The sequence below is a fragment of the Methylobacterium iners genome, from assembly GCF_022179305.1.
Taxonomy (GTDB): domain Bacteria; phylum Pseudomonadota; class Alphaproteobacteria; order Rhizobiales; family Beijerinckiaceae; genus Methylobacterium; species Methylobacterium iners.
This window is the reverse complement of record NZ_BPQP01000008.1, coordinates 53,175-77,804: the sequence shown is the minus strand read 5'-3', so window position 1 is coordinate 77,804 and position 24,630 is coordinate 53,175. Positions and strand designations below refer to the sequence as shown.

General features: G+C 66.1%; 34 protein-coding genes and 1 tRNA gene. 19 read left to right on the top strand and 16 right to left on the bottom strand.

What is annotated here, in order from left to right; all coding sequences use genetic code 11:
• Positions 1 to 341 precede the first annotated feature (341 nt).
• Together MFF55_RS03295 and MFF55_RS03290 are read left to right on the top strand one after the other, a co-directional pair.
• The gene (locus MFF55_RS03295; RefSeq protein WP_238242655.1) at positions 342 to 614 is read left to right on the top strand and encodes a hypothetical protein; all 273 of its coding nucleotides are present in this window, start codon (positions 342 to 344) and stop codon (positions 612 to 614) included.
• A 397-nt stretch (positions 615 to 1,011) separates the two neighbouring features.
• Complete coding sequence (locus MFF55_RS03290; RefSeq protein WP_238242654.1) at positions 1,012 to 1,296, top strand: hypothetical protein; 285 nt, start codon at positions 1,012 to 1,014, stop codon at positions 1,294 to 1,296.
• Between the two features lie 412 nt (positions 1,297 to 1,708).
• Here MFF55_RS03290 and MFF55_RS03285 read toward each other — a convergent pair whose 3' ends face one another.
• Positions 1,709 to 2,059: a TfoX/Sxy family protein gene (locus MFF55_RS03285; RefSeq protein ID WP_238242653.1), complete on the bottom strand. Its 351-nt coding sequence runs from the start codon at positions 2,057 to 2,059 to the stop codon at positions 1,709 to 1,711.
• Positions 2,060 to 2,217: 158 nt separating this feature from the next.
• Between MFF55_RS03285 and MFF55_RS03280 the strand changes: the two genes are divergently transcribed.
• A complete protein-coding gene (locus MFF55_RS03280; RefSeq protein ID WP_238242652.1) occupies positions 2,218 to 2,448 on the top strand; it encodes a hypothetical protein in 231 nt (76 codons plus the stop codon).
• Positions 2,449 to 2,958: 510 nt separating this feature from the next.
• Here the strand turns inward: MFF55_RS03280 and MFF55_RS03275 are convergent.
• From MFF55_RS03275 to MFF55_RS03240, 8 genes are all read right to left on the bottom strand, one after another.
• Positions 2,959 to 3,034, bottom strand: a tRNA-Cys gene (locus tag MFF55_RS03275).
• Between the two features lie 483 nt (positions 3,035 to 3,517).
• On the bottom strand, positions 3,518 to 4,363 hold the full coding sequence (locus tag MFF55_RS03270; protein ID WP_238242658.1) for a DUF1206 domain-containing protein: 846 nt from the start codon (positions 4,361 to 4,363) through the stop codon (positions 3,518 to 3,520).
• A 243-nt stretch (positions 4,364 to 4,606) separates the two neighbouring features.
• Positions 4,607 to 4,795 carry a nuclease gene (locus tag MFF55_RS03265; protein ID WP_238242651.1) on the bottom strand — a complete coding sequence of 63 codons (189 nt, stop codon included), beginning with the start codon at positions 4,793 to 4,795 and terminating at the stop codon, positions 4,607 to 4,609.
• Positions 4,796 to 4,917: 122 nt separating this feature from the next.
• Positions 4,918 to 5,235, bottom strand: coding sequence for a hypothetical protein (locus tag MFF55_RS03260; protein ID WP_238242650.1), 318 nt, complete (start codon positions 5,233 to 5,235; stop codon positions 4,918 to 4,920).
• A 67-nt stretch (positions 5,236 to 5,302) separates the two neighbouring features.
• Positions 5,303 to 6,289 (bottom strand): ribosome small subunit-dependent GTPase A, encoded by a 987-nt coding sequence (gene rsgA, locus MFF55_RS03255; RefSeq protein ID WP_238242649.1) that lies wholly within the window; start codon positions 6,287 to 6,289, stop codon positions 5,303 to 5,305.
• Between the two features lie 58 nt (positions 6,290 to 6,347).
• Positions 6,348 to 6,737 carry a hypothetical protein gene (locus tag MFF55_RS03250; RefSeq protein WP_238242648.1) on the bottom strand — a complete coding sequence of 130 codons (390 nt, stop codon included), beginning with the start codon at positions 6,735 to 6,737 and terminating at the stop codon, positions 6,348 to 6,350.
• Between the two features lie 66 nt (positions 6,738 to 6,803).
• Positions 6,804 to 7,004: a hypothetical protein gene (locus tag MFF55_RS03245; protein ID WP_238242647.1), complete on the bottom strand. Its 201-nt coding sequence runs from the start codon at positions 7,002 to 7,004 to the stop codon at positions 6,804 to 6,806.
• 191 nt (positions 7,005 to 7,195) lie between these two features.
• Positions 7,196 to 8,098, bottom strand: a complete 903-nt coding sequence (locus MFF55_RS03240) for an extracellular catalytic domain type 1 short-chain-length polyhydroxyalkanoate depolymerase (protein ID WP_238242646.1) — start codon at positions 8,096 to 8,098, stop codon at positions 7,196 to 7,198.
• Between the two features lie 975 nt (positions 8,099 to 9,073).
• On the opposite strand from MFF55_RS03240, the gene MFF55_RS03235 reads away from it, so the two are divergent.
• The 3 genes from MFF55_RS03235 (at position 9,074) to MFF55_RS03225 (ending at position 12,218) form a co-directional block, all read left to right on the top strand.
• Entirely contained in the window at positions 9,074 to 9,736 is a 663-nt protein-coding gene (locus MFF55_RS03235; protein ID WP_238242657.1) for a sigma-70 family RNA polymerase sigma factor, read from the top strand.
• A 1,080-nt stretch (positions 9,737 to 10,816) separates the two neighbouring features.
• Positions 10,817 to 11,305 carry a hypothetical protein gene (locus MFF55_RS03230; protein WP_238242645.1) on the top strand — a complete coding sequence of 163 codons (489 nt, stop codon included), beginning with the start codon at positions 10,817 to 10,819 and terminating at the stop codon, positions 11,303 to 11,305.
• 355 nt (positions 11,306 to 11,660) lie between these two features.
• Complete coding sequence (locus tag MFF55_RS03225) at positions 11,661 to 12,218, top strand: hypothetical protein (RefSeq protein ID WP_238242644.1); 558 nt, start codon at positions 11,661 to 11,663, stop codon at positions 12,216 to 12,218.
• Between the two features lie 48 nt (positions 12,219 to 12,266).
• Here MFF55_RS03225 and MFF55_RS03220 read toward each other — a convergent pair whose 3' ends face one another.
• Positions 12,267 to 12,488, bottom strand: coding sequence for a hypothetical protein (locus tag MFF55_RS03220; RefSeq protein ID WP_238242643.1), 222 nt, complete (start codon positions 12,486 to 12,488; stop codon positions 12,267 to 12,269).
• 564 nt (positions 12,489 to 13,052) lie between these two features.
• Between MFF55_RS03220 and MFF55_RS03215 the strand changes: the two genes are divergently transcribed.
• The 3 genes from MFF55_RS03215 to MFF55_RS03205 all read left to right on the top strand — a co-directional run bounded on the left by MFF55_RS03215 (position 13,053) and on the right by MFF55_RS03205 (position 13,751).
• Positions 13,053 to 13,265: a hypothetical protein gene (locus tag MFF55_RS03215; protein WP_238242642.1), complete on the top strand. Its 213-nt coding sequence runs from the start codon at positions 13,053 to 13,055 to the stop codon at positions 13,263 to 13,265.
• Positions 13,266 to 13,412: 147 nt separating this feature from the next.
• On the top strand, positions 13,413 to 13,550 hold the full coding sequence (locus MFF55_RS03210; protein ID WP_238242641.1) for a hypothetical protein: 138 nt from the start codon (positions 13,413 to 13,415) through the stop codon (positions 13,548 to 13,550).
• A 39-nt stretch (positions 13,551 to 13,589) separates the two neighbouring features.
• Positions 13,590 to 13,751: a hypothetical protein gene (locus MFF55_RS03205; protein ID WP_238242640.1), complete on the top strand. Its 162-nt coding sequence runs from the start codon at positions 13,590 to 13,592 to the stop codon at positions 13,749 to 13,751.
• 319 nt (positions 13,752 to 14,070) lie between these two features.
• Here MFF55_RS03205 and MFF55_RS03200 read toward each other — a convergent pair whose 3' ends face one another.
• On the bottom strand, positions 14,071 to 14,247 hold the full coding sequence (locus MFF55_RS03200) for a hypothetical protein (protein ID WP_238242639.1): 177 nt from the start codon (positions 14,245 to 14,247) through the stop codon (positions 14,071 to 14,073).
• 662 nt (positions 14,248 to 14,909) lie between these two features.
• Between MFF55_RS03200 and MFF55_RS03195 the strand changes: the two genes are divergently transcribed.
• Positions 14,910 to 15,101: a hypothetical protein gene (locus tag MFF55_RS03195; protein ID WP_238242638.1), complete on the top strand. Its 192-nt coding sequence runs from the start codon at positions 14,910 to 14,912 to the stop codon at positions 15,099 to 15,101.
• A gap of 49 nt (positions 15,102 to 15,150) precedes the next feature.
• On the opposite strand, the gene MFF55_RS03190 is transcribed toward MFF55_RS03195, so the two are convergent.
• Positions 15,151 to 15,588, bottom strand: a complete 438-nt coding sequence (locus tag MFF55_RS03190; RefSeq protein WP_238242637.1) for a hypothetical protein — start codon at positions 15,586 to 15,588, stop codon at positions 15,151 to 15,153.
• 221 nt (positions 15,589 to 15,809) lie between these two features.
• Here MFF55_RS03190 and MFF55_RS03185 point away from each other — a divergent pair, with 221 nt between their 5' ends.
• Together MFF55_RS03185 and MFF55_RS03180 are read left to right on the top strand one after the other, a co-directional pair.
• Positions 15,810 to 16,724, top strand: coding sequence for a YiiG family protein (locus MFF55_RS03185; protein ID WP_238242636.1), 915 nt, complete (start codon positions 15,810 to 15,812; stop codon positions 16,722 to 16,724).
• Between the two features lie 230 nt (positions 16,725 to 16,954).
• Entirely contained in the window at positions 16,955 to 17,398 is a 444-nt protein-coding gene (locus tag MFF55_RS03180; RefSeq protein WP_238242635.1) for a DMT family transporter, read from the top strand.
• Positions 17,399 to 17,517: 119 nt separating this feature from the next.
• Here the strand turns inward: MFF55_RS03180 and MFF55_RS03175 are convergent, their stop codons facing one another.
• Positions 17,518 to 17,709 carry a hypothetical protein gene (locus MFF55_RS03175; protein WP_238242634.1) on the bottom strand — a complete coding sequence of 64 codons (192 nt, stop codon included), beginning with the start codon at positions 17,707 to 17,709 and terminating at the stop codon, positions 17,518 to 17,520.
• A gap of 242 nt (positions 17,710 to 17,951) precedes the next feature.
• On the opposite strand from MFF55_RS03175, the gene MFF55_RS03170 reads away from it, so the two are divergent.
• The 6 genes from MFF55_RS03170 (at position 17,952) to MFF55_RS03145 (ending at position 22,998) form a co-directional block, all read left to right on the top strand.
• A complete protein-coding gene (locus tag MFF55_RS03170) occupies positions 17,952 to 18,194 on the top strand; it encodes a hypothetical protein (protein ID WP_238242633.1) in 243 nt (80 codons plus the stop codon).
• Between the two features lie 70 nt (positions 18,195 to 18,264).
• Entirely contained in the window at positions 18,265 to 18,435 is a 171-nt protein-coding gene (locus MFF55_RS03165; protein WP_238242632.1) for a hypothetical protein, read from the top strand.
• A gap of 137 nt (positions 18,436 to 18,572) precedes the next feature.
• Positions 18,573 to 18,827, top strand: coding sequence for a PilZ domain-containing protein (locus MFF55_RS03160; protein WP_238242631.1), 255 nt, complete (start codon positions 18,573 to 18,575; stop codon positions 18,825 to 18,827).
• 207 nt (positions 18,828 to 19,034) lie between these two features.
• The gene (locus tag MFF55_RS03155) at positions 19,035 to 19,220 is read left to right on the top strand and encodes a hypothetical protein (RefSeq protein WP_238242630.1); all 186 of its coding nucleotides are present in this window, start codon (positions 19,035 to 19,037) and stop codon (positions 19,218 to 19,220) included.
• A 215-nt stretch (positions 19,221 to 19,435) separates the two neighbouring features.
• Positions 19,436 to 20,950 (top strand): ATPase domain-containing protein, encoded by a 1,515-nt coding sequence (locus MFF55_RS03150; RefSeq protein WP_238242629.1) that lies wholly within the window; start codon positions 19,436 to 19,438, stop codon positions 20,948 to 20,950.
• Positions 20,951 to 20,961: 11 nt separating this feature from the next.
• Complete coding sequence (locus tag MFF55_RS03145) at positions 20,962 to 22,998, top strand: ATP-binding protein (RefSeq protein ID WP_238242628.1); 2,037 nt, start codon at positions 20,962 to 20,964, stop codon at positions 22,996 to 22,998.
• 125 nt (positions 22,999 to 23,123) lie between these two features.
• Here the strand turns inward: MFF55_RS03145 and MFF55_RS03140 are convergent, their stop codons facing one another.
• On the bottom strand, positions 23,124 to 23,267 hold the full coding sequence (locus tag MFF55_RS03140; RefSeq protein ID WP_238242627.1) for a hypothetical protein: 144 nt from the start codon (positions 23,265 to 23,267) through the stop codon (positions 23,124 to 23,126).
• Between MFF55_RS03140 and MFF55_RS03135 the strand changes: the two genes are divergently transcribed.
• A complete protein-coding gene (locus MFF55_RS03135) occupies positions 23,266 to 23,703 on the top strand; it encodes a hypothetical protein (protein WP_238242626.1) in 438 nt (145 codons plus the stop codon). The two genes, MFF55_RS03140 and MFF55_RS03135, sit on opposite strands and share 2 nt — an antisense overlap.
• A 10-nt stretch (positions 23,704 to 23,713) precedes the next feature.
• Here the strand turns inward: MFF55_RS03135 and MFF55_RS03130 are convergent, their stop codons facing one another.
• Both MFF55_RS03130 and MFF55_RS03125 read right to left on the bottom strand, forming a co-directional pair.
• Positions 23,714 to 23,989, bottom strand: a complete 276-nt coding sequence (locus MFF55_RS03130) for a hypothetical protein (protein WP_238242625.1) — start codon at positions 23,987 to 23,989, stop codon at positions 23,714 to 23,716.
• Between the two features lie 161 nt (positions 23,990 to 24,150).
• On the bottom strand, positions 24,151 to 24,603 hold the full coding sequence (locus MFF55_RS03125; protein ID WP_238242624.1) for a hypothetical protein: 453 nt from the start codon (positions 24,601 to 24,603) through the stop codon (positions 24,151 to 24,153).
• Positions 24,604 to 24,630 lie beyond the last annotated feature (27 nt).

Genomic DNA, 24,630 nt, shown 5'->3' with positions numbered 1-24,630 from the left:
GCGTTCGAAACGGGCCAGCCCAGCGCCCAGCGCCCAGCGGGTCGAGGGTGCGACTGTGTTGGGGGGCTTCGAGCCCATCCCGCGGCTGGCGCGCTTTCCACCTTGGTGTTCACCTGCAACTCTCGAAGGAGCATGGGGTCGGCGCCAACATTCGCGTCGTCCCGCGAGCGTCGTTGCCTCCTCTTCGACGCGTCGAGGCGAATGCAGCGGCAGGTTTATGCCGTCTCGTCGCAGCCAATCATCGTGACTCTGATCGGCAATCACACTGAATGAACGCTTTTCACGCCTTCGACGTTTCTGTGCCCTGCCGATGTGCGCACCATTTCCGGCGGGAGGGCAAGATGAGACATTGGATGCCAATGGCGCGAGCCCCACGCGACGGCCGGTGGATCATCGCCATTGATCGTAACGATCTGGATCGGCGAGCCATCATCCGTTGGGACCCTGAACAGCTTCCCTGGGATCCAGAAGGTCATGGGGATGTCAGGCCTTGGCATCAGGCAAGCTGCGACTGCAGCTACCCGGACGAAGCCTTCACGGATTGGATGCACTTCCCGAACTGCCAGCAACTTCTGGAAGCTGAGACGGTGATTGTTGAAGGAACGCCGGCATGATCACCGAGGCATCGGAGGGCTTCACCCTTCATATCGAGCGGTGCCGGACGAATCTCGGGCGCTATGAATGGATCGTTCGCAGCGATCAACATGTCGTTCGCCGAAGCGTTCACTCCGCGTCCACAGCGCATGAGGCTCAATTGCAGGGCCGGACGGCCTTGCAGGAGCTTACAGCCCTATGGCGTGACAGCCGATGATCTCCCGGTACCAGGCCCTTCCGTCGCTCACTGTCACCGCTCTCCAGCGGGAGAGCCATCCAACCTTCAATCCCCGCTGAGCCGCAGCGGACTTTCTCGTCAACGCTCTCCTGCCCCAAGCGGAGCGCAATCTTCCAGATGAACGATGCCCGTGGTCCTGCGTTGGCAGCTCAGACAAAACACTCTGGAGGAAAGATCCCATGGGTACGAAGACGCTCACGATTGCCGCTGCTCTGCTTTTATCCTTCGGAGGCGCGGCAATCGCCCAAACGCCGGCTGGCGGTGGCAGCACCGAGGGCAACATGAACAATCCCGGAAGCGTGAAGAGCGACAGCGAGAAGGCCATGGAGCGCCCCAGCAGCACCGGCTCGACCATGGCTCCCCGTTCCGGTGACGTGCCCTCGAACGCAACACCGGGTGCCCCGGCTGGCAGCAACAGCGGCAACGCGGCCACGGGTTCAGGCGCGGCGCCGAGCGGGCGCTGATTGACGCGGTCTTGGGCTGAGAAGCGACCCAGCCCCGGCACTGCTCGGCGGAAGCGAGTGAGACCGCCACGAGACCCGCCCGGTTCACGCCGCGGCGGGCTTCTTGTGGTTGGAGCAAAGTCGATCTTGACGCTGGCATACCAGATTGCGAAGCTCTGGCACCCTTCCCAGGGAGATTACCTTCTTAGCCCCGCCGGCATCCGCCGAGCGGGGTTTTTGTCACCTTGGCCGTGCACATGCTTCACGGACGGCGATGGAAGTCCACTTCCACAACCTCAAACCCGCCCGGCACATGCCTGGCAGGCGTCTCGTTGTCTCGATGGCGTCACTGCGTTGGCGGGCCTGTGTTTCCGCAGCAGAGCCGAAAGGGATGATGGGCAAACTCTAACGCCGGACATCTACCCTCGAGGCGCTACGAGATCGACTTGTTGGATCTCTCGCTCGATCGCTTCCTGGTAGGCGCAGGTAAGGCTGCGGCTGATGCCTTGATGAGCTCAGCCAGCCAATCCGCATCGTCCCACCTCTCGCCTGCTACGAGGAAGTAGGGCTTGGCGCTTGGATACGGCGATACTTCAGTGACGGAGCCGAGGTAGGTTCGACCTGCCTCGGTCGGTTTGGCGAAGAGGGTCTCGTCGCACACCAGCGCGACCAACTTGCCGTCGCAGTAGAGGCCGTACTCGCCAAACATCTTCTTGGCGGCCACTTGGCCAGCTCCCTTGGCCTGCTCCACGATATCGTCAACGGTTGTCTGTTTGGTGGCCACGATCCTCATCCTGTTCCCGGCCCGAAGCCCGGTCGCCTGACCGGCGAGCCGGGCATTTTCGTGTACTCCCGCAAGAAGTTCATGAGCTCGATCGTTACAAGACCCGCTGCCCGAATATCCGGGTTGAACAGAATACTGAGCTTGGAGTTTAGGCGATCATGAGGGCTATTTCGACGGGAATTTTCGGCTTCGCGATGTTTGCGAGCGCATCCGCTTTCGTTGGCGGCGCAGGAACTTACAGCTTTCAGGGTAGCAATGGCGAAGCTGGCGCCGAGTATTCCGGGACGCTTACCATCGTGACGTTCTCAGCCCGCCCGGCACCTGCCGCGGCGGGCTCTTTCGTCGACGGAGCGCTCACCGCTTTTCCGCTCGCCGATCAGGTCACTTGACGCGGGAGACGAAGACGTAGGTCGCCGCAGGATGTCTCGGTCCGTTGGCCCGGTGCGTCACATCCACCACGCGGTAATGGACAAACGCATCTTCGTCGTCCTTTGGGAGGGATACGGCCTCGCCGCTACGAGGCACGCAATCGAATTCATAGTCGCCCACCTTCTTGTCTGGCTCACTCGTCCAGAGTTCGCATGTGAATGGCATCTGCACCTCCCGCTGAGCGGATGACATACGCCCTTCAGAGGGTGCGGGCGAGAAGATGAGCGGAAACGTTCAGCCCGCTCGGCTCGCGCCGCGGTGGGGTTTTCCGTCGGCGATTATACCCTTGCGCACACGGGCGACGGCGGGGCGTGGCGCTGGTGGAAGCTTTTTTCGCACTCGACTTTTGTTCTTGCCGCGGCAGCTCTCGGGACTTGGCTGACCCCATTGCGGTCCCAACCCTCGGCACTCCGCGCCTGTGAGACCTGTATGCTCGCGGCGCACGGTCTGATCGGAATGGAGTTGAAAGCTGGAGGCCCGGGCTCGGAGTTGAACCGAGCGTACGGAGCTTTGCAGGCTCCCGGCTGAGCACTCACCCACCGGGCCGAGATCAGGAGAGCACGATCCGAGCCGGCAGCGAAGCGGATCCGGCGAGCACACTGAATGCTTCGCAAACGGCCCGACCGCATCAACCGAGAGGCGTTATCAGGAGCCAGGACGCGAACTCGGTCATGACAACCGCCGTGAGAACGATCCAAGACCAAGCCCTCTCGGGCGGCTTCGTCCAATCCGGATCGACGTCCTCGTAGTCCCAGGTCATGCGCTCATCACCTGCTCTGCCTCGACTCTCCGCGAAGGAGTTAAGGCTGAGTCTCGCAGTCGCCCATCACGGGAGAACACTTACGAGGCGCGAGCGCTTCGCTGCCCTTCCAGGTGGTGGGGCACATTTTGCGTTTCGACCCCGCCCGCACCCGCCACGCCGGGCTTCCTGCGTTCCGGGCTACCCACCGCAGGCGACGAACACCGGCATCGCAGACGAGTATGCGCCGCGCCGCAGGCCGCGCGGGAAAAATTGCAATCCAATCGGCGTCAGGGTCTTGGCAGCGAAGCTGCAGCGGTCTTCAGCGCGGCCTTGCCGTCCGCAAGATCGGGCGCTTCGATGCGCCGATAGCGGGCCTGCACAAAGCTGAAGACACCGAACGCGAAGAGCCCTGCGGCAGTGATGCCCAGAAGGACCCATCCAAATGGCTGCGACCGAATGAACGCCAACGCTTCGCCCAATCCTTTCGCCTCGGAGGAGCGGCTGTGCAGTGCCGCCAGGACGAGAAATCCGCCGATCAGAGCGAAGACGAGGCCACGCGCCGCGAACCCGAGACGGCCGACGGGAACAGCCCACCCGCGAGCATGGGCGGGAAGCACGAGATGTCGGGTGACGTCGCCGGACCAGCCCTTCTTCAGGAAGCCTATGCCAATCCCGATCAGGACCAAGCCGACGAGCCCTGTGAGCCATTGACCAAAAGGTTGGCTGAGGAGCCAAGCCGTCCAGTCCTGTGCCGACCCGTCACCACCTTTCGACTCGCGCCGGCCGAGTGCGAGCTGGAATGCCGAGACGGCGAGGCCTGCATTGATCACCCCGCTGATCGCATGGCCCACGCGAACGGCGAGCCCTTTCGCTGAGGACCCATGACGATCGGCATCGGTGGCGGCTTCCACGAGGCGCCACAGCGCGAACGAGAGCAACCCGACGGAAATGACGCCAAGCCAAATCCTGCCGAATGGCTGGGCCAGAAGGGATGTCAGCGCGTCGGTGCTGCTGCCCGTCTGCCCGCCGGAGCCAACTGCGGCCAGGGCTGCCAAGCCGCCGACGAGACAATAGACGGCGCCGCGGGCGCCATACCCGAGGCGGGCGATGTGCTCGAGGGTGGGAGTATCCATGCGGATCAACGGCTCTTCCCACGCAGGACGATCAAGAGACCTGAAACGGTAAAAGGCGAGGTCCCGTTCCTCAGCCGCCGATGCTGGTGCCAGAGCCGCCGACGGAAGCGAGTCCCGTAGCGTCCGATTGGCTCCGATCCTCAGTGCACGCGCGACCGGCTTTGCTGCCATCGCCTCGCCGATCGTCCTGAGGTGATCGACTCGTCGGCGCGGTCCGTCCGGGCACACGGGATTGGCGGCCCCTTAGTTCCGTGTGGGACGCCAGCCTGCCGCCTCGGCTTCGTCGTCCGAGCGGAACAGGTGCTCGCCGGCCCGGTCGTCGACCCGGGTGCGAGCATCATCGCGCGAGCCCAGCAGGTGGTAGATCCGCTCGCCATCCGACGCGATGGTGCCCTTGATCGTCCCGCCGCACGGACCCGCGGGCGGGGTCACCCGCTTCGGCCGGGTGCCCTCGCTGCCGGCTCGCCTGGCGTGTCGCCAGGCGGAGGGCTCCTCGAAGGTGCCGACCCGGATCCCACGTCGTAGCGCCTTGGCCGTGAGTTCGGCCCAGGCGTTCAGATCCCCCGCACTCTCTGGGCATACGGCGACGACACGGCCGTACTGGTCGCTCTCGCGCGGCTCGCAGGTGACGAGGCGCTCCCCGATGCGATTCGCCAGCGCGAGGGCCGCAGCCTCGCGCAGCGATGGGCCTTGCCGCCGGCGGCCTTGCAGGCCTGCCCGCTCTCGAGCGCGTCGATGCCGTGGAGGCGGATGCGGGTGCCGCGGACCTCCAGCGCGCCGCCGTCGATCACCGTGGCCCGCCCGACGATCGGCTCGGCGAGCGCAGGTGTGGCGGGGAATAGGAGGGCGAGAAAGGGCAGAGTGCGCGTCATGGCGTTCTACCATGCTGACGAGTGGAGTGTTTTGCCGCTCGTCAGCCTCCTCGGTTGGCCGAAGCGGTCACCGCTTCTTGCCGTTGCGCGACCCGCTGAGGACAGGAGTGTTGTCGCGGTTCTCGCCGAGGAGCTTGCGCCAGCGTGTCAGGCGCTCAGGGTCCAGCATTCCGTCGGCGATCGCGGCCTGCACGGCGCAGCCAGGCTCGTGGGCGTGCGTGCAATCGCGAAACCGGCAGAGGGGCGCGAGCTCGGTGATCTCGGCGAACAGGGTGTTGATCCCTTCCGCGGCGTCGCTCACGTGCAGCGTGCGCATCCCCGGCGTGTCGATGACCCAACCCCCACCAGCAATGGGGTGCAGTGAACGCGATGTCGTGGTGTGGCGTCCTTTGGCGTCGTGCTCGCGAATGCCGCCGGTCTCCTGGGGCCGTTCCTGACCCGGGCCAGCCAGCGTGTTGACGAGTGTCGATTTGCCGACGCCGGAGGAGCCGACCAGGGCCACGGTCAGCCCCACGCCGCACCAGGGCGCCAGGGCACTCGCTGCCTCCGGTCGGCGGGGATTGAGGGTCACCACGGCGAGCCCGCGCTGCAGCTCTGCGGCTTGGCGCCGATAGGCGCCTGCATCGGCCGCCGTGTCGGCTTTGGTGAGCAGGATCACCGGATTTGTGCCGCCCTGGTTGGCCAGCGCGAGATAACGTTCCAGCCGAGCCGGATTGAAATCCGCGTTGCAGGAGGTGACGACGAACAGCGTGTCGACATTCGCCGCGGCGAGTTGAAGGGTCTTGCTGCCCTCGGTGCGCCGCTCCAGCACTGTCCTGCGGGCGAGACGGCGGTTCAGCGTCTGGGTCTCGGGATCGACGAGCACCCAATCGCCGACCGCGAAGTCGCCGGTGTTGGTATGAACCGGGAGCGTCAGCTCGACGAGCCCGGCGGGAGACAAGGCCGTCAGGCGAGAGCGGTGAACCGTGGCGATCCGCCTTGGTGCGAGATCGGCCTCGTCGGGTTCACACTGGTCTTCGAAGAAATCGGACCATCCCAAGCTGACAAGCGACATGGGATTAAGGGCATCGGAGTGCTTGATCACGGTTCTGCCCCTTGGCACTGCAGTGCCCTCAATGATTCGCCCGGCGCGCCTTGAGCGTCTCGTCCTTCTTCACGGCGTCGTAGAGCGCCTGGACCTCGCGAATGGTGAGGTGATCACGGCTCCAATTGGTCTCGAGGGTGTTGGTTGGCGTGAAGGCGCTGTGGGAGGTGCCGCCGAACCCGTTGAAGACCGCAACGGCCTCCTCCGCGGCCGGGTAGTCGATGCGATATGAGGGAGCGAGCCCCTTCGTTCCCCCGCCGCTTTTGCCCGTCACGCCGATCCGCACGAAGGCGTTTCCGTGATGCTTCTGACAGAAGCGCATGTTGCCGAGGAGACGGCGTAGATACTCCTCCGGTTCGACCAGTTCCCGAAAGACGTCGGCGAGGGTCGCGTTGGAGGGAAGACGCTTTCGAATCATGATGCCTCGCACAGGAACGACAGGATTCGAAGGGCTACCAGAGGTAGAGGGACAGGCGGGGCTGCGTCATGCGGATCGCGCCCTCTTCGCCTCGTCACCTGCCACGGCCTCGACGGCGACGATGGCGTTCTCAAGCTCCGCGATCCGCTCGAGCGTGCTGCCGGCGGGTATCGCGTCGCGCTCGGCAGCCTGCAGGATGAGGTTGCGCTGGTGCGTCTTGAGACGGTCCAGGCAAGCCCCATGCACACCAGAATTGGCATAGGTCAACGGCAATGTGTCGAGTAAGTCTCGGCAAGAACTCCCACCTGACCCGTGGTGAAGGGAGCACCGCGCTTCGCGGCGATCAGGTTCAGCGTCTGTTCGTGAGGCCGCGCGACGAGGAGGGGCGGCGCAGTGCCACCATCGTCCCGAACCGCTAAGTTTTCACGCTCAGCCACCTTCGGTGGTCAATCCGGGTGTCAGTTCAAGGCCATAGGATGGGACATGAAGAACCGCGCCATCTCGCGGCTCGCATCGGGACCGGTCGGATCGGTATGCGAGCCGACCGGATTTCCCCCAGCCCAGGCATGACCGGCACCTTGCAACACCCAGTGCTCCGAGGTCCACGCCGTGCCCGCTTCGGTCAAGACCGTTTGCGTGTACGCCATCCCTCCGCTCGAGCGCCCTTCCACGACAGACGTCGTCACCTCGGCATCCGGCCGCGCCTGCGCAAAGATCTGCTCGCCGTTGAGCGAGGAGACGGTTCTGTCGCGATCACCATGGAACACGATGGTGGGGACGGAATGCGTCGCGTGGCTGGACCTGAGCGAGACACCCCGGCGCATGACCGAGAAGGCTTCGGACATCGACCCCGCTGAACCGGACGCCAAGCCGGAATGAATGCCGACAGCGGCGAAGATGTCCGGGTAGGCTGAGGCCATGATTGCAGCGGCGGCTCCCCCTGAGGAGAGGCCAGCAACATAAACCCTGGCGGGATCGACGCGGAAGTCTTCCATCACCTGACGTGTCAGGCCAGCCAGGATGGAAGGCTCGCCTCGGTCACGATGTTGGTCGCCCTCCCGGAACCAGTTCCAGCTCTTGGCGATGTTGGCCGATCTTGGCTGATCCGGGTAGGCGACCAGAAAGCCGTGCTCTTCGGCTATCCTGTCCATTCCTGTCCCGATGGCGAAGTCACGGGACGACTGCGAGCAGCCATGCAGCATCACGACGAGCGGGAGCAGGACCTCCGCATGCCCGGATGGAACGAACAGGTCATAGGCTCGACTACCGGCCGTGTTGCCGAACCGACGCTCCAGCGAGTTGGGCCAGTCGATGGTTCGCTCATATGTTTTCGTCGAGGCGATCGCGAGCGATCCACTCATCGGGATGCTCTCCTGAGGAAGCTACCCGAGGAAGCCAAGCTGAGAATGCGGGATCGCAACGATCATCCTCTTGATCACGCTCGGGGAGCGACTGACTTGGAACTGCCTCCCCCGGTCAGTGCGGGGGCAGCACCTGATCAACCGCTCGCGCAGCTCAATGTTGCACCACAGCGCGGAACGCGGCGCAGGTGCTCGCGGCTGAAGTCGACCGCCTCGAGGGTTCTGACGGTGGAATCCCGCAGGTGATGGACCTCGGGGTCATTGGGACGCCAGCGCTCCAGGTCCTTGAACACGATCAGAACGGCGCGGGGGACATCTTCGCGCTTCGGCCTATTCGCCTCGATGCAGGCGTCGTTGGATCGGCCTGCGATTTGGCATGACGCGCAAGCCTCTCGCTCTCGTAGCAGCTCAGCGGCGGGTCGTTGTCGATGGCGGATGCCGGATCGGTCTCCGTTGGTGGGGACACGATGAAAGTGTGATGCCTGCAAACCACCGAAATAAGGCTCGTTCGTTGCCGCTCGGCGCGACGTGACCTTACTGAAGGGGTGATCCGGGAGTTCTGGATGCCGCCCGCAGGTCCATGCCAGGCGACCCGAATTCTCGTCGCACCAGGGGAGTGCCGCAGGCCGTCATCGTTAGGCGCAGGTCATCCGCGCACTGCTCCGCGGCTGCAAGCGTCAGGAAGCCACGGCGCCGATGCACGCCACCAGACGCCGAAATAGCTTCGACGGCGAATTGGCCGTCCGGACAATCAACGATGCTGTAGGTCACTGGTCGTCCCATTCTCTCGATCGCCATGGCCTTCAACGGATCGTCGCAACGCGACTGGACATGAGAACGATCCCTCCAAAGCCACGGTTAGGTATTCACTGTACGGTCAGTTTATCCGGCTTATCCCTCGCGAAACGCGCAGCGGAGGGACACACAGTGAGGAACACTTTGACGGCCAGCGGGCTCGTTTCGGCTCACACGGCGGTGCAGGATCCGCCTGGAACGGTCTCGCTGCCCGAAGCCGTTCTGGATCATCTCGGCTCCCAGCTGCAGGCGGCATATGATGCGCTGGCCAGCGTCCAACTACCGCAACGTCTCCTGGACTTGGTCGCGCGGCTCGACGGTGCCTGGGCCGTTCGGAGCGAACAGGGCGAGCCTTTCCGCAAGGGTCTTACCGCCGCTCTCCCCGGCCTACGAGCCTTCGCCCTGTCGCTCGCCGCAGACGAAGCCCGCGCGGACGATCTCGTGCAGGAGACGGTGCTGAAGGCCTGGGCCGCTCAGGATCGGTTTGCCCCCGGCACGAACCTGATGGCGTGGCTCTGCACCATCCTTCGGAACCAATTCTACACCGAATGTCGAAAACGGAAGCGCGAGGTTGAAGACGCAGATGGCTCGATGGCAGCGCAACTGATCGCTCCGCCCGCTCAGGAGCACGGTTCGGACTTGCGTACCCTTTGGGCTCACATGGCCAAGCTGCCAGCGCTGCAGCGTGAGGCGCTGCTGCTCGTTGCGGCTCAAGGGCTGACCTACGAGGCCGCGGCTAAGCTGACCGGAGCTGAGGTGGGTACGGTCAAGAGCCGCGTCAGTCGTGCGAGGGCGTTTCTTGCCGGATCACTCGGAACAACAAATCGCCGGCTAACAGCATGAAGGGGGCAAGGCGATTGCGATCTTCTCAGAACATCTCTTTGCACTTAAGCTTGCTGAAGCGATACCAGAGATCAAAGCCTGGGCGCGGGAACCAACATAAGCCAGGCCTGTTCCTGTGGGTCTTTCCCTGACAGCGTAAGGCAATCCATGGCTGTGCTTCCGAAGACCTGGATCGCTTCAGGGGCTGCTTTCGCCAGCGGTGTCGCCCTAACCGTGCTTCTCATGTCGTCTCAAGGCAAGGAGACACCCACAGACGGGACGTCCTCACAGCGGGAGACCGTCTCCAAAACGACGAATGCCGACAGGCCTGCCCCATCCGGTGACGTCGCCCGTCGCGCCTGGTCCGATCCGAGTAAGCCCGTCTCGGCTGCAACGGACGCGCAAGGCCCAAAGCCCCCGCGCTCCGCACCTCCCCTCGTGTTCGACGCCCCGGCCCCGGACGAAGGCGCCAAGGGATCGCGCGGCGAGCTCTCCAGACTGCCCCCGGGCGTCGACGGCGTGCCGCGTTCCGCGAAGGCGCCATTGGTTGTCGAAGAGACAGCATCGAGAAGCGCGAGCGCAACGCTCGGACCTGTCTTGGAGCACCGTCAGGCTCCGGCTGATGGTTCCGCCCGGATCGCGCCTCAAGGCGCTGACCGTCCTCAAGCTAAGCGGGTGAGTCCGAAGCGTATCATGGTCACATCGCGGCAAAGCGACGGGACGAACGACAGGGTTCGCGCGGGCTCGGCACGGGTCCCGCCCTATCACAACGGTCTCGCGCTTGAGGAAGCCTCCGGGCCGGGAGAGAAGCGGCCCCATGCCCGTCTGTCCGGCCGCTCGCTTGAACGATCCTTTGGGGGCCAGCCGAGCCAGGACGGCTATCGAACCGCCTCCTACCCTCAGCGCGGGTACCTGACTGCTGATCTCAGCCGTTACCCCGAAAGTCCCGCCCTCACCGAGGGCCGACGTGCCGAAGCCGCGCAACGCACCGATCACCGCAAGGCTGCCGCGCAAACGGGTGTGATGCGTTGGCTCCAAGAGCCCTGACGGCCCTATTTGGCCGAGTTCACCGTTCCCTTAGCCCGATCCGCAGAGCCTCAGATGCTGAAATCCCGCTCCGTCCTACTGGCAATTGGGGCGATCTCATCGGCCTCTTCTGCCGTAGCCACGAGTCCGGCGCAGATGCAGGAAAGGACCGCCTACATCGCCGAGCGCTACCTTCAGATCTGGTCGTCCGGCAACGCCGCTGCCGTGACAGGGGTGCCGTACATGTACGGACCCACAGTCCAGTTCTACGGCCGAGTCTATTCCCAGGATCAGCTCATCGATGAGAAGCGCCGCGCCATCCGGCAATGGCCCGTCCGCCGGTATGTTCACCGTCCTGGCACCATGCGGATCACCTGCAACGTGCCGCAGCGGAAGTGCGCCGCCCGGTCCATCATCGACTTTTCGGTCTCCAACCCCGCACGGCAAACAGGGAAGACCGGGTCGGCTCGGTTCGATCTTGGGATCAGCTTCGCCGAGCGTCAGCCGCGCATCCTCTACGAGGGGGGAAGCCTCAATAGCCGGCGCGTAGGACAACTGAACTAACCGAGGGAACCGCCTCGTTCCCGACTGGGTGACAGCGTAAGGTAGGGTCGCTCCGTGACTTCTCCCGGGCAGGCATCCTTGAAAGACTTCCCGTGACCGATGAACCTGTCGACCGGCCAGATAACGATAGGGAGGCTCTCGCTCGGGAATGGGCTGACACGGCCGTGAACGCGTCTCACAATCTCGGCTTCGAGCATGAGCTCCGCGCGCTGAGTTCGGAGCACTGGCAGATGGTGCTCACAAGCGTCGCCGCTCGGATGCAGATGAGGGGGATCATGCCCCCGTTCGGATGGAAAGATGCACTCGCCCGGCAAGTTGGTCGCCGTACGGACTGATTGCATCTGCGGAGTTCAGCATGAGCGATGCGCCTGTCGTTCCGATCACGCCCGAGACTCTGGAGCTTGGCTCCGAATGGAGAGAGGCCGCTGATCTTGCAGCGCATAACCTTGGCTTCAGCCCTGCCCTTGCGGAGCTCAGCCCGGAGCACTGGCAACTTGTCCTGGCCAGCGTCACCGATCGTATGCGGCTGCGGGGTGCTTCGCTTCCCGTCGGTTGGCGACGAGCACTCGCCCGGCAGGTCGGCCGTGGCGATGGAGAGGACAAAGCGCAAGGCAAGGTGCTGGCTCTAGCGGCTAAGCGCAAAGAGATTGCCGCGCACCTCTCTCGTGAACTGGGCCTGGGTGATCTCGCTGACCTTGGTCCAGCAGATCGCGATATCGTCGATCAGCAGACCACTGAGACGATCGTGGGCTGTAGCCCGGACACGGCCGAACCAGCCGACTGCTCCGACGCGGATCGGACGATGCGGCGGCTGCTCTCCGAGCATCGCGCTCTGGAGGAAATGACAACGGACGCAGCCAGCCCGCGCCCGGCCGAGGAGGGTGAGGAGTTCAGCCCCGAGGATGGCATCTGATCCATCCCGAAGCGCAGGCGCCCGCTTGCTCTGACCGGGATGCTGCCCTCAGCCCAGCAGGGCATGAAGAAGGATGGCCGCAGCCGCCCCCGCAACGGCAAGCCCGAGCAGCGTGACGCTGCTGAGCTGATCGGCCGTGTCGATGGTGCCGCCGACTCGGTGGTCCGCATTGAGAGCGGAGCTGTGATGGCCGGTCTGATTTGGATTGGCGGTCTGAGCGGCGCCTTGTCCCGGGCCGGCCTCAAGTGGGGGATGGATCTTCGCGGTCATGGGCGCCTCCTGTTTGGATGGAGGGGCAACTCACGGGACGCGGTCCGGATCAACGATCGCCGTGCAGCGAACGATCCGGATGCGCCTGCCGCGTCAGACCTAGGGCAGCACGGGCGCGAGCAGCGGCAAGGTCGCCAATGCCAAGGCCGACAGCACCATGAACATGCGTCTGATGTGGTGGTCCGTGATCATCGTTGCCTCCCCTGCGCCTGTGTTCAGACTGCGGGAGCGGTCGTATCGGTCTCACGTTGCCTAGACGTTTCGAGACTTGGTGAACCGTTCTTGCACCATGCCGGAGACGAAGAGGGCCGAGTGCTACCGCCGTTCCGGATCACGCGGGCTGGGCCCTTTGCCGGCCTTGATGAACTTTCCAATTGCGATGCCGAGCGGGATCGAGAGCACCGCCCATCGAAGCAGGAACTTGATCATGCGGCATTCTCCCGATCGCGCCAATGTCTGCGATCTTGTCGTCTCGGCGTCTGTCCAAGGACGATACAGCTACGGATCAAAGCACCTATAAGCGCCAAAGCTTGGACTTGGCGCGCGTTCGTGCCAACGTGCGGGATGTATTACATCGTCGAGATCGCCCACGTCGAATTTCAAGCTGGTACCTCCGAGCAGGGAACGCCGCCGGAGGACCTCCCGGTTCAGTACGGGACCATTGAGGAGGCGACCGAAGCTGGCAAGGCGCGTATCGCCGAGTTGGTGCAGGCTGGCTTCAAGGCTGACAGCGTGACCTTCAAGGTGCTGGATCAGCACGGTAAACCCGCCTCCTGAGAAAAATCTGGGTGCTGGCAGAACGGACCAAGCTGGGAAACGGCGAGTGGCGTCCCGCTACGTGGGTGCGTCCATGCTGCCGTCGCGCTCCATGAACTTCGATTGCTGCGACCTGTTGCCATCACAGCAACATTCGGGAGCTATCGCATGCACGACATCAATCATGGTCAAGAGCGCGTTCGGTCCAGCAAGACCGGCTACATCTTGGCAGGCCTCCTTGTGCTCGCGCTGATCGCCTTCACCAGTTACTTCGTTTTGATCCCCTCACCGTTGCCTCCTCAGTAGGTCGGGGAGCGCAACGACGACTTCGCCGAGCAGCCTTGCTTGCTCTCCGACGCGCTTCATGTCCTCACAAACGCGATCAAGCAGTTCCTGCTCTCGCGCCTGACCCTCGTCCTCGGTGAGGGCGACCGTGCATGGCAGGGGAGACGCCCGGCAGCCAATGCTTCGCTCCACCTCGAGGCCCGTCCCTTCGCGACGGCATGATGGCGGTCCAGGCAGAAGCGCATCGCCGTCGGATCACCGTCCTGGGCCAGGGTGATCGCCTTGCGAAGGATGCTCTCGGCATCGCCCTCAAGGACCTTCTCCAGGGTCACGGTAGCCCGGTTGCGAGCGCCTTTCGGCCGCCCCAAAGGGTTTGCCGTCTCGTCCAGCCGGAATGGTCGTTCCCTCGTTATCGATCTATCGCGTCACGCGGTTTCTATTTGCGGGGAAACCGCAATTGCGCGCTTCCGCAGCCCGGTGGGGCGGAGCGCCCTCTGCGGGCTGCCTGCCGTCAGCATCGAGGGCAGCTTGCTCGGCCAAGTCACGCGCGCCACCCTGACAGCCCCGTCCACGCCTCGCCGATGATGGCCTCGCGCCGTTGCGCACGGTCAGGGGCCTCTTCGACGACTTGGCGCAGAACGGCTTCCATCGCTTCGGTACCGCCGGCTGCTGACGCTTCCTCGCCCTTGCGTCGGATGGCGGACTGGAACGCCTTCACGGCTGGGCCTGCGGTAGGCTGACTCTCGACGGCAACCACGAGGGCAAGCAGGGCGTCGCTGATTGGGGCGACAACCGTCTCCCAAGATGGGGCGGGCGGGGTTGCGGAGGGCTCGGGCTCAGTTGGCCGAGCCGCGAGGTGGCCTGTTGTTCGTGGGCGAGACACAGCTTGGATTTCCTCAGGATTGACGGTGAAGGGCGCCGAAGACGGCAAGGACCAGCGCCGATGGATCGGCACCTGCCTCTGAGACGCTTGAGATGAAGAGGACAGGGCAGTCCGCGCGATGGTGCGAGCAACCGCTCCTCGGCAGTGAGCCGGAGTCCACGGCACGAGCTGATCCGCTCGTGCGGGTTCGGACCGGGTCGAAGAGGAAAACATGTTGCTCACTCGGCTCTCGAACGATACGAGAATCGGAGATCGGCCGTCGTGGGCGATGCGATGTAGCAGTCCATCGCTACCAAAATTCCTGCATTCTTTCCGGTGCTTACGCTTGAGGTCCTGAACGGGTCGTGTGGGATTTTGCCGGCCCCGTGCAGGCTCTGCCAAGGCTGCCTACAGGTCGAGCGATCCCGCTCCTCGCGGTGACCACCGCCGTCGTAGCAACGGCGCCTGCGGGTGATGCAATCCGGCAAACCGTTCATCACGAAGAGGGAGCACGCCCCATGTCCTGGTACGTCGGCGGGTTGCTCGCGGGCGCCCTGGCACCGCTCGCGCTGTGGTCGGTGGGAATCCGCGAGGCGTTCGAGGCCGGAGCGAAAGCGGGGCTCCTCCGCTATGCCGACACCATGGTCGTGAGCGTGCCGGTCGGGCTTGCGGGAGCCTACCTCATCCACCTCCTCAGCGGCTGGGCATAGCGGTGGGCGTCCGCTCGGCGCGGCCGGCTTCGTCGTCCGGCGATGAAGGCTAGAGCCTCGTCTCACAGGTGAGGCGACGCCGCTCGCGGCGGCCGAAGGTCCTGTAATGGAACTCCCCGGACTCCATCTCGCCGCGTTCCACGGCACGGCGAACGTCGGGATTGCAGCGCAGGTACTCCTCCTCGTCGAACCGGGGCTCGCGCTCCTCGCGGTCCCTGCGGCCGCGACCGCGGTCATCATCGTAACCCCGGTCGTCGTCGTAGCGGCGGCTGCGTTCTCGCCCGCGGTCATCGTCGTAGCCGCGACCGCGTTCCGGTCCGCGCTCGTCGTCGTAGTCCCTGCCGCGACTGCCAGAGCCCCGCTCGCCCCGGCCGCCGTACTCCCGCTCGTCGTAGCCGTCATCGCGACCGCCTCGCTGCGCTGAGGCCGAATCCATCGCGCCCATCAGGCTCAGACCGACCAGCGCCGTGACCCAAAGCGTCTTCATGAGATCCGTTCTCCCGTCGGCAGCGTCAAACGTGCCGCGAGGCCATTGGTTCGACAACCGCACCGCGGGCGATGCGGATCAGGCTCGCCGCCCGGCTCCGCGCCTGACGCTCACCAGGATCGGCGCCGCACAGTCCAATCCGCCGTAGTCTTCGGCGGCGCGGGAGGGGTATGTCTGCCCTCGCAAGAGAGGAGGTTCGCGCAGTGAGGACTTGGATTCGCGTGGTTCTGCTGGTCGGGCTCGCCCTCAGCTCGCCCGCCAGCGCCCAGCCGAAGGCTGCCGAGGCCGATGCGGAACTCGCCGCCTCACAGGCCATCGTGGGCAAGCTGAACGCCTACGTGGCCCTGCTCAACCGCACCCTGCGCGCCTCCGAGTCGATCACGCGCTATGCGAGCTGGGCCGACATGCGAACCGGCCCGACCGGGCGCGAGCGTATCATCTACGGCCTCTACTCGCTCTACGACGTGCGTGGCGAGATCGAGCGGGCACGGGCCGCCGTGAGCAAGCCGCCGGCCATGCCCGAGCTCGACGCCAAGATCGGGCCCTACATCGCCGCCTACGAGACCCTCGCGCCGATCACCACGCAGGCCAACGGGTACTACGAGCGCCAGGACTACAAGGAGGACAAGATGGCGGAGGGCAAGGCCCTCCACGCCCGCCTGGCGCCCGCCGCCCAGACCTTCCTCGCCGAGCGGGCCGGGCTCGAAGCCCTGTTCGCCCGCGAGAAGGAGCGCAGCGACGCGACCGAGCTCGCGCTCGTCGAACGACGCGAGGGCCGCAAGGCGCGCTGGCACGTGATGAACGTCATGATCCGGGCGCGATCCATTCTTCCCCTGCTGCCCAGCGATGCGAGGCCCGTCGTCGACATGCCGGCCTTCGAGGCTGCACTCGCCGGCTACGCCGGCGCGGTCAGGGAGCTGGATGCCTATGTCGCGGCGGAGCCGGGCGCCCTCTCGTCCTTCGAGTCGCGTCCGCGTTCCTGGCTCGGCAAGCTGCGGGAGTTTCGCGACAAGCTGGCCGCGGCGAAGGGCGACGCCCGGCGCGGGGCTGGGCGCGACCTGACCTGGATCGTCAACGACTACAACAGCATGATCTCCACCGCCCAGCTCGCGAGCACCCTGCCCTCGCGGCCGTGAGGTCCGTCGGCTCATGGTGGCCGGCGCAAGCCAGGAGAGGCGGCACGCGCCGAGAACAGGCGCGCCTCCCGTGCCGCGCCGGGTGTCCCTTCGGCCGCTGAGACGAGCCCGGGGCTGGTTGCGTGCAAGCCTAACGGCGCGCCGGAACAGGCGGGTCCGAGGGTATCGTTCGGCTTGCGGACCGGATGTGGACCGTGTCCTAGGGAAGCTTCCCTTTTTCAGGACATGCCATGTGGTACCTCTACGGCCTCGCCATCCTCGCCGGCATCGGGAACGCGATCCAGCCTGGACCGAACTCCACGCTCGCCAAGACGCTGGAACAGCCCTTCGTCGCCGGCCTCGTCGTTGTTCTGGTCAGCGGCACGACCCTTCTCGCGACGGGGCTCGCAACGGGCCGGCTCGCTCTGCCCAGTCAGGAACAGGTCACGCAGGTGCCCTGGTGGGCCTGGTTCGGCGGCATGCTCGGCGCCCTGCTGATCTGCTCCCAGCTGTTCGTGGCCCGACAGATCGGTGCGGCACCCTTCCTCGGCATCCTCGTCACCGCGGGCGTCGTCACCTCCGTCGTGCTCGATCATTTCGGCTGGGTCGGCTTCCAGGAGCACCCCGCGACGGTCTGGCGGGTGCTCGGTGCCGCTCTGATGGTGGCCGGAGTGGCCCTCGTGGCGATGTTCTAAAATCCACTTGAGCAACGGCCACGGGAGGGGCATGCGCGTCCATCCGCGCGCATTCCCCGACTCCGTGGCCGTCTTCGATCGGTACGACAGGATCGCGATAGGGAGTCTTGCCCGGCGGCCTATGCCTCCGCGTCATCCTTGTCGAGGATCGTCTCCAGATCCCCCGTCAGAACATCGAGCTGCTCGGCCGTGGCGACGATCTTGAACTTGGTCCCGTCCTGCGCTTCCACCGCAATCTCGACGTGGTCGCCGACCTTCACGGCCATCGCCTGCTTGAGGGTGTAGGACGTCGCTTTGTCGTTGGCTGCCATGTGGGTCTCCTCTTCCGACAGCAGGCAACGCAGGGCGCGCGTCGAGGAGCCTGCGACAGAACCTCTCGTCGGACGGTCTCTGGACGTCCGCCGCAGCGCCGCGAGCCAGCTGCCGACCGCCCCGACCACGGACCCGTCGCGGGCAACGCGCCCGGTGCTCCAAGGGATCGCCGCCTCCGTCCGCGCCGTTCATCGAACCGCCTCGGGGTCGGAGCGTTGATCCCAGTCACTGGGAGCATCGCATGTCCGACGATCCGAAGAACGCGTCCGAGACGATGGCCAACAGCTCCTACGATCAGCGGAGCGGGCACCTGGCGCAGGGCGCGGGGGTCAAGGCCCAGGGACTGGCGACTTCGCCCCGCGATACGGCGACGGGCAAGGTGCAGGAGACACCCGGCGGCCCGAGCGAGCGGCCGGGCACCGAGGCCGAGGAAACGGCACGGCGCTCGGCCGATGACGGGGTGCGCAAGGATCAGCCCGCCTGAGCGGAGTTACGTTGACGGGAGAGCGGGTCGAACCAGCCCCCTTTCGTGCCTCACCCCAAGGAAAGCGCCGATGCCCGCGACCAAGCCGACCGAGCCGCCCAAGTCGCAGGCCGATGAGACCGATATCGCGGCCCCGCGGCTGACGCCTCAAGGCCGCACGGATCCCGATGCGTCGGGGGAGGATGCCACGGATCCGAGCGGCGGCGCGAAGACGGGACAATCCGACCCGGCCGAGGGATAGACGTGCCGGGCCGCGCAGGCCGGGTAGCGTTCGGGGGCGGGTGGCGGGGCGATGATGTTCCCTGCCTTGGACCACCATCGACTCGACAGCTCTCGCGCACCCGATAAGAGTCTCGACGCGACAGGGGCGAGACGAAGATGGACGAGCGGCGGACCGCGCCAAGGATGCGCACTCTCCTGTCAGGCAAGATCATGCTCGGAGGCGGTGGCGTCATCGATTGCATGCTGCGTAACCGCTCCGCGACCGGGGCACGATTACAAGTTCCGAGCATCGTCGGCATTCCCGATCACTTCACGCTGCTCATCGAGCCTGCCGGGGAGCGCCACCCGGTGCGGGTCGCCTGGCGCAAGCAGACCGAGATCGGCGTCGCGTTCGTCGATGGGGGGGAGTAAACCGAGCAGGCTCCTGACGGGCAGGTCCTCCGGAAAGCCGAAGCATTTTGATGCATCGCCGACACGCGCCTTTAGGACGAGGCGAGCAAAATTCCCGTCATGGAAGGGTTTGGAGTGTCGAGGATGCAGGAGCGCCGAGCATCGCCGCGTCATCGGATCGACGAGGACGGGCATATTGCGGTCGATGAACATACCACGATTGCGTGCATGATCTACGATCGCTCCGACGACGGCGTGCGCCTGACGATGACGGACACCAGCGGAGTGCCCGAAACCTTCGTGCTGGTCGGCAACCTGGGCGAGTACCGCGTCTGCGTGGCCGCGTGGCGGACGCAGGAGGAGATCGGCGCCCGCTTCGATGGGCGGGCGAGAGCGGGGCGGGAGCCGGCCTGAACGAGGCGAAACGCGTTCGCGCGTCCTGCCTCGCGTGAGGCAGGGAACGGCCAGGGAACGCGGGTCCGTGGGCCTGGAAGATGGTGCGGGCCAACCCCTCCGAACGAGGCCGGAGCGGAACCTTTCGTGGCCCAAGCTCGTCTGTAACGGGAAGCCGATCCCTGTTCCGCGACCCCGGGTCGCCGCGGGACAACCCTCCCCATGGTCTCGAATTGATGAGCGACGTTACCCGCGAACTGATCCCGCCGACCCGGGTCTCGCTCGGCGTCGCCGGCCTGGACGACGTCCTGGGCGGCGGGCTTACGGCCGACCGGCTCTACCTCTTGGAGGGAACGCCCGGGACCGGCAAGACCACGCTGGCCCTGCAGTTCCTTCTCCACGGAGCCGGCCGCGGTGAGCGCGGCCTCTACGTCACGCTCTCCGAGACCGCCAACGAACTTCGTGCCGCGGCGGCCACCCATGGCTGGTCGCTGGATGGGATCGAGCTCTACGAGCTCGTCAACGAACTCGGCCTCGATCCGGACAGCGAGCAATCGGTCCTGCATCCGTCCGAGGTCGAACTGGGCGAGACGGTGCGGGAGGTGATCGAGCGCGTCGAGGCGCTCACGCCGACCCGCGTCGTCTTCGACAGCCTCTCAGAGCTGCGCCTGCTCGCGCAGAGCCCCTTGCGGTACCGCCGCCAGATCCTGGCGCTGAAGCAGTTCTTCGCCCGGCGCAACTGCACCGTCCTGATGCTCGACGACCGCACGTCCGAGGCAGGCGACCAGCAGCTCCACAGCATCGCCCACGGCGTGATCTCCCTGGAGCAGGCACCGCGGGCGTTCGGGTCGGAGCGGCGCCGTCTGCGAATCGTGAAGATGCGCGGCATGAAGTTCCGTGGCGGCTACCACGACTTCATCCTCGATACGGGCGGCTTGCGCGTCTTCCCGCGCCTGATCGCCGCCGAGCATCACGCGAGCTTCGATCCCAAATCCGTCTCTACTGGCTCCGCTGAGCTCGACCTGCTTCTGGGCGGCGGCTTGGTGCCCGGCACGAACACCTTGCTGCTCGGCCCCTCGGGCGTAGGCAAGACCACGACGGGCGTGCGCTGCATGGTGGCGGCGCTGGAGCGGGGCGACAGGGCGACGTATTTCCTGTTCGACGAGGGCTTGGCCACCCTGCTGGCGCGCTCGGCGGCACTGAACATGGATCTCGAGCCGCATCTCGCGGCAGGTCGGCTCACCATCCAGCAGGTCGATCCGGCCGAGCTCGCGCCCGGCGAGTTCGCTGCCGCGGTGCGCATGGCGGTGGAGGAGCATCGCTCGACCTTCGTCGTGGTCGACAGCCTCAACGCCTATCTCCACGCCATGCCGGGCGAGGAGTTCCTGATCCTGCAGATGCACGAGCTCTTGAACTACCTCAACCAGCAGGGGATCACGACCCTCCTGGTCTTGGGCCAGCACGGCATCATCGGGGACGTGCAATCGGACGTCGATCTCAGCTACCTCAGCGACGCGATCCTGCTGTTCCGCTACTTCGAGGCGAAGGGCGAGATCCGCGCAGCCCTCTCCGTGGTCAAGAGCCGCGTCAACCCTCACGAGCACACGATCCGCGAACTCAAGCTCACCTCCCACGGGCTCCAGGTCGGGGAGGCGCTGGCGGATTTCGAGGGCGTTCTCACCGGATTGCCCTCGTATGCCGGCAAGGTGCGGCTGCTGAGCGGCAACCCACCCGCGACCGGCAACGCGTGAGACTGCCATTCATGGATGAGGAAGGCCGCATCGTCATCCTCGCGCCGCGCGGGCGCGACGCGGCCGTGATCCAGCAGGTCCTGGAGCGGGCAGAGCACCTGACCTCAATCTGCGCCGCCATCCCGGATTGGGTGGAATGCCTGCGGGCCGGCGCGGGCGCCGCCCTCGTCACCGAGGAGGCGTTGGCCGACGCCGATACGGTCCCGCTCGTCGCCTGGCTCGACGGGCAGCCGGCCTGGTCCGACTTCCCCTTCATCGTCTTGGCCACGCGCCAGAGCGGCCGCCGGTCGGAGCGCGCCGCCGGGATCCTCGCGCGGCTGGGAAACGTCGTGCTCCTGGAGCGTCCGATCAATGCGGAGACGCTGACGAGTGCCGCGGCGTCGGCCCTGCGGGCCCGCCGGCGGCAATATCAGGCTCGAAGCCTCCTGCAGGAGCGGGAACGGACGCAGGAACACCTTCGCGCCCTCAACGAAGGGCTGGAGCGCCGGGTGCTGGAGCGGACCGAGGAGGTCGAGGCCGCCCGCGAGACCCTGGCCTTCGCCCTCGACGCGGCGGGCATGGGATCGTGGGACCTCGATCTCTCGAGCGGCACCTCCCGACGGTCTCCCCGGTTCGAGGCCATCTTCGGCTATTCCGGGGAGAGCTTCCCCTGGACGCAGGACACCTTCCTGGCCCACGTGGTCGAGGACGACCGCGCGACGGTGGAGGCGGCCTTCTCCAAGGCGCCGCAAACCGGGGCGTTGGATCTGGAATGCCGCATCACGCGAACGGACGGAGCGGTGCGCTGGGTCGCCCTGCGGGGGCAGGTCCGCTTCGACGCCGCGGGCCACCCTGCCCGGATCGCCGGAGTTCTGCTCGACCGCACGGATCAGCGCATCACCGAGGATGCCCTGCGCCAGGCCCAGAAGATGGAGGCCATCGGCCAGCTGACGGGCGGGGTCGCGCATGATTTCAACAACCTCCTGACCGTCATAGTCGGCGGGCTCGACATGATGATCCGCCGGCCGGAGCAGGTTGACCGCGTGAAGCGTCTCGCCGAGGCCGCCATGACGGCCGCACGCCGGGGCGAGCAGCTCACCCAGCAGCTCCTCGCCTTCTCGCGCCGGCAGATGCTGCGGCCGCAGACCCTCAATCCCAACCGCCTGCTCCTGGACTTCCGGCCGCTCGCGGAGCGCGCGGCTGGGGGCGCCGTCGAGCTCGCCTTCGACCTCGATCCGACCGTCGACCCGATCCGGATCGATCCGGCGCAGTTCGAATCCGCGGTGCTGAACCTCATCGTGAATGCGCGCGATGCCATGGAGACCGGCGTGGCGGCTCCGCGGATCGCGGTGAGGAGCCGCAACATCCACCTCGACACCGGGGCCGTGGCCGACAAGGGCGTGCCGCCCGGCTCCTACGTCCTCGTGTCGGTGACCGACACCGGAGACGGAATTCCGGCCGACATGCTGCAGCGCGTGTTCGAACCGTTCTTCACCACCAAGGAGGTCGGCAAGGGAACGGGCCTGGGGCTCAGCCAGGTCTACGGATTCACCCGAAGCGCCAAGGGCTTCGTCACCATCGAGTCCGAGATCGGCCGGGGCACCGCGGTGAACCTGTTCTTCCCGCGCTCCTCCGATCCGGCCGGCGAGGAGACCGGGACCGGGTCGGTCAGCACCCTTCCCCTCAGGCGTGCCGGTGACGGCGAGACCGTCCTGCTCGTGGAGGACGACGAGCAGGTCTTCGCCATGGCCGTCGAGAGCCTGGAGGAGCTGCGCTACCGGGTGATCGTCGCCCGCAACGCCGCCCAGGCGCTCGAGCACCTGAGAGGCGTGGAGCGCATCGACATCCTGTTCTCGGACGTGGTGATGCCGGGCGGCATGAACGGCTCGCAGCTAGCCGTGGAAGCGCGGCGATTGCGGCCGGATCTCAAAATTCTGCTGACCTCGGGCTACGTCGCCAATCTCGACGAGGGGCAGGTGATCGGCCACGGCGAATTGCCTGTGCTCAACAAGCCCTACCGCCGCGACGAGCTTGCCCGTTCCCTTCGACTCGTTCTGGCGGGCAGCTGAGCCGCGGCTGCCCCAGTCCCGCGGAAGCGCCGGAGGTGTCCCGCGATTTCCTGAGCGTTTTCACCTCGCTCTCGTCGGATCAGCCTGGCTGTCAGCGGCGCGAGGTTTTGCGCCGCATCCCGGCTCTACGCGACCGCCTGCCGCTCCGGGTTCGCCCCCGCCTCCGGCTTGGGGTAAGGCCGCTCCGCGGCTTCGGCGAGCGCCCAGCGCTCCTGCTCGGCCGCTTCGAGGTCGAGCCTGATGTCCTCCAGCTCGGCTGGTCCGATCATGGTGTTTGCCTCGGCAGTCGGCGTGCGCTGCGACATGGCAACCGGGGAGCCCGCGGCGGTGTTCCGGCAGCTCGCGGTCGGCCTGGGGACGAGGCGAGGCCCGTCTCCTCGGCTTGCCGGGCCGGAGGGCGCCTGCCATGCTCCCGGCATGGCTCACACGACGTCCCAGCGGTACTCTCCCGCCATCCTCATCGAGCAGTTGCGCGAAGCGGCCGAAGAGATCGCGCCGGAACTCCACGGCGTTAGGGCCGAGGAGACGCTGGAGGGCGAGGCGGCGCAGATGATGGAGGAGATGGCGGAGGCACTGAAGCGGATCGCCAACGGTGCGCCGCGTCCTCAGGACCTCGCTCGCGCGGCCCTGGAGGCCAGGGCGCCCCTGAAGCCGATCGGCGCCCCCAAGAGCACCGTCGTCAAGCTGCAAAGGCCCCGGCAGTAAGGCCCCGGCCTTACGGTGCCGGCTGCGGCGCGTCCGCGATCGGCCCCGGGTTGAGGTAGCTGTTCGATGCCGAGGACGTGCCTGCATGGTCCGGGCTCGGCGGACGCGGATGGCGGTCCCGCGCCCGCGAGGGCACCTTGTCCCGCCGCTGCAGCAGATGTTCCAGGCGCTCCTGCAATCCTTCGCGCCGGTCGGGCGACGAGGGCTCGAGGCCTTGCTTCGTCCAGAAGAGGTCCAGGACCATCAGAATGATCCAGGGGCCGCCGATGCCCAGGAAGAATGCCATCTGTCCTCGTCTCCTCGCCGTCTGTCGCCTTGGGCCGGTGCCTCGGGAGGCATACGCCGCCCTGCCCCGCCGCTCGACATTATGGGACTGGATGAAAGCGTGGCTAGGGGCATCCGACAAACCGCCGGTCCCTACGGACTGGCGTCAGCCCGGAGCGGCCCCTACCGAACCGAGGGACAGGCGGCGGCGAAGGGTCTGAGGACGATGTCGCCCTGTCGCGGGTTGTTGAGCGTGAAGGGCTGCGTGTCGGCCCTCGGCAGGAAGCCCCGGCCCAGCTCCCCGGCGAAGAAGTCGGGGCCGATGTCGAAGTAGCAGCGGTCCAGAACGGCGTTGTAGCTGAAGCTGGCCTCGGCGACGGACGCGGCCGGCGCGAGCCCCGAGAGACGGCTGCCCGGGCAATGGGCCGTGAGATCGAGGCTTCCTGGGTCCGACAGCCGAACGGCACGCGCGGTATGCGGCCGGACCGTGAAGGCGGGGCCGCCGTTCTGAGAGACCGCCAGCACGTAGCCGGATCGGTTGATGATCTGCCGGGTGCAGCCGGCAGAGACCTCGAAGGACCACGCGCCCGCCATGAGCAGCACGGTCGTTGCCAGGTGTCGTCGCTTCCAACCCATGCGCTCGGCTCGCCAGTTCATCGAATC

Bases quoted from the DNA above. Each gene is read 5' to 3' on its own strand.
- MFF55_RS03195 (WP_238242638.1), top strand. From the start codon at position 14,910: ATGTCCTGGTACGTCGGCGGGTTGCTCGCGGGCGCCCTGGCACCGCTC.
- MFF55_RS03230 (WP_238242645.1), top strand. From the start codon at position 10,817: ATGCTGAAATCCCGCTCCGTCCTACTGGCAATTGGGGCGATCTCATCG.
- MFF55_RS03250 (WP_238242648.1), bottom strand. From the start codon at position 6,737: ATGATTCGAAAGCGTCTTCCCTCCAACGCGACCCTCGCCGACGTCTTT.
- MFF55_RS03135 (WP_238242626.1), top strand. From the start codon at position 23,266: ATGGTGTTTGCCTCGGCAGTCGGCGTGCGCTGCGACATGGCAACCGGG.
- MFF55_RS03220 (WP_238242643.1), bottom strand. From the start codon at position 12,488: ATGACCGCGAAGATCCATCCCCCACTTGAGGCCGGCCCGGGACAAGGC.
- MFF55_RS03180 (WP_238242635.1), top strand. From the start codon at position 16,955: ATGTGGTACCTCTACGGCCTCGCCATCCTCGCCGGCATCGGGAACGCG.
- MFF55_RS03165 (WP_238242632.1), top strand. From the start codon at position 18,265: ATGCCCGCGACCAAGCCGACCGAGCCGCCCAAGTCGCAGGCCGATGAG.
- MFF55_RS03295 (WP_238242655.1), top strand. From the start codon at position 342: ATGAGACATTGGATGCCAATGGCGCGAGCCCCACGCGACGGCCGGTGG.
- MFF55_RS03170 (WP_238242633.1), top strand. From the start codon at position 17,952: ATGTCCGACGATCCGAAGAACGCGTCCGAGACGATGGCCAACAGCTCC.
- MFF55_RS03260 (WP_238242650.1), bottom strand. From the start codon at position 5,235: ATGACGCGCACTCTGCCCTTTCTCGCCCTCCTATTCCCCGCCACACCT.
- MFF55_RS03280 (WP_238242652.1), top strand. From the start codon at position 2,218: ATGAGGGCTATTTCGACGGGAATTTTCGGCTTCGCGATGTTTGCGAGC.
- MFF55_RS03155 (WP_238242630.1), top strand. From the start codon at position 19,035: ATGATCTACGATCGCTCCGACGACGGCGTGCGCCTGACGATGACGGAC.
- rsgA (WP_238242649.1), bottom strand. From the start codon at position 6,289: ATGTCGCTTGTCAGCTTGGGATGGTCCGATTTCTTCGAAGACCAGTGT.
- MFF55_RS03215 (WP_238242642.1), top strand. From the start codon at position 13,053: ATGTATTACATCGTCGAGATCGCCCACGTCGAATTTCAAGCTGGTACC.
- MFF55_RS03270 (WP_238242658.1), bottom strand. From the start codon at position 4,363: ATGGATACTCCCACCCTCGAGCACATCGCCCGCCTCGGGTATGGCGCC.
- MFF55_RS03130 (WP_238242625.1), bottom strand. From the start codon at position 23,989: ATGGCATTCTTCCTGGGCATCGGCGGCCCCTGGATCATTCTGATGGTC.
- MFF55_RS03150 (WP_238242629.1), top strand. From the start codon at position 19,436: ATGAGCGACGTTACCCGCGAACTGATCCCGCCGACCCGGGTCTCGCTC.
- MFF55_RS03175 (WP_238242634.1), bottom strand. From the start codon at position 17,709: ATGGCAGCCAACGACAAAGCGACGTCCTACACCCTCAAGCAGGCGATG.
- MFF55_RS03210 (WP_238242641.1), top strand. From the start codon at position 13,413: ATGCACGACATCAATCATGGTCAAGAGCGCGTTCGGTCCAGCAAGACC.
- MFF55_RS03125 (WP_238242624.1), bottom strand. From the start codon at position 24,603: ATGGGTTGGAAGCGACGACACCTGGCAACGACCGTGCTGCTCATGGCG.
- MFF55_RS03225 (WP_238242644.1), top strand. From the start codon at position 11,661: ATGAGCGATGCGCCTGTCGTTCCGATCACGCCCGAGACTCTGGAGCTT.
- MFF55_RS03140 (WP_238242627.1), bottom strand. From the start codon at position 23,267: ATGATCGGACCAGCCGAGCTGGAGGACATCAGGCTCGACCTCGAAGCG.
- MFF55_RS03240 (WP_238242646.1), bottom strand. From the start codon at position 8,098: ATGAGTGGATCGCTCGCGATCGCCTCGACGAAAACATATGAGCGAACC.
- MFF55_RS03145 (WP_238242628.1), top strand. From the start codon at position 20,962: ATGGATGAGGAAGGCCGCATCGTCATCCTCGCGCCGCGCGGGCGCGAC.
- MFF55_RS03160 (WP_238242631.1), top strand. From the start codon at position 18,573: ATGGACGAGCGGCGGACCGCGCCAAGGATGCGCACTCTCCTGTCAGGC.
- MFF55_RS03290 (WP_238242654.1), top strand. From the start codon at position 1,012: ATGGGTACGAAGACGCTCACGATTGCCGCTGCTCTGCTTTTATCCTTC.
- MFF55_RS03190 (WP_238242637.1), bottom strand. From the start codon at position 15,588: ATGAAGACGCTTTGGGTCACGGCGCTGGTCGGTCTGAGCCTGATGGGC.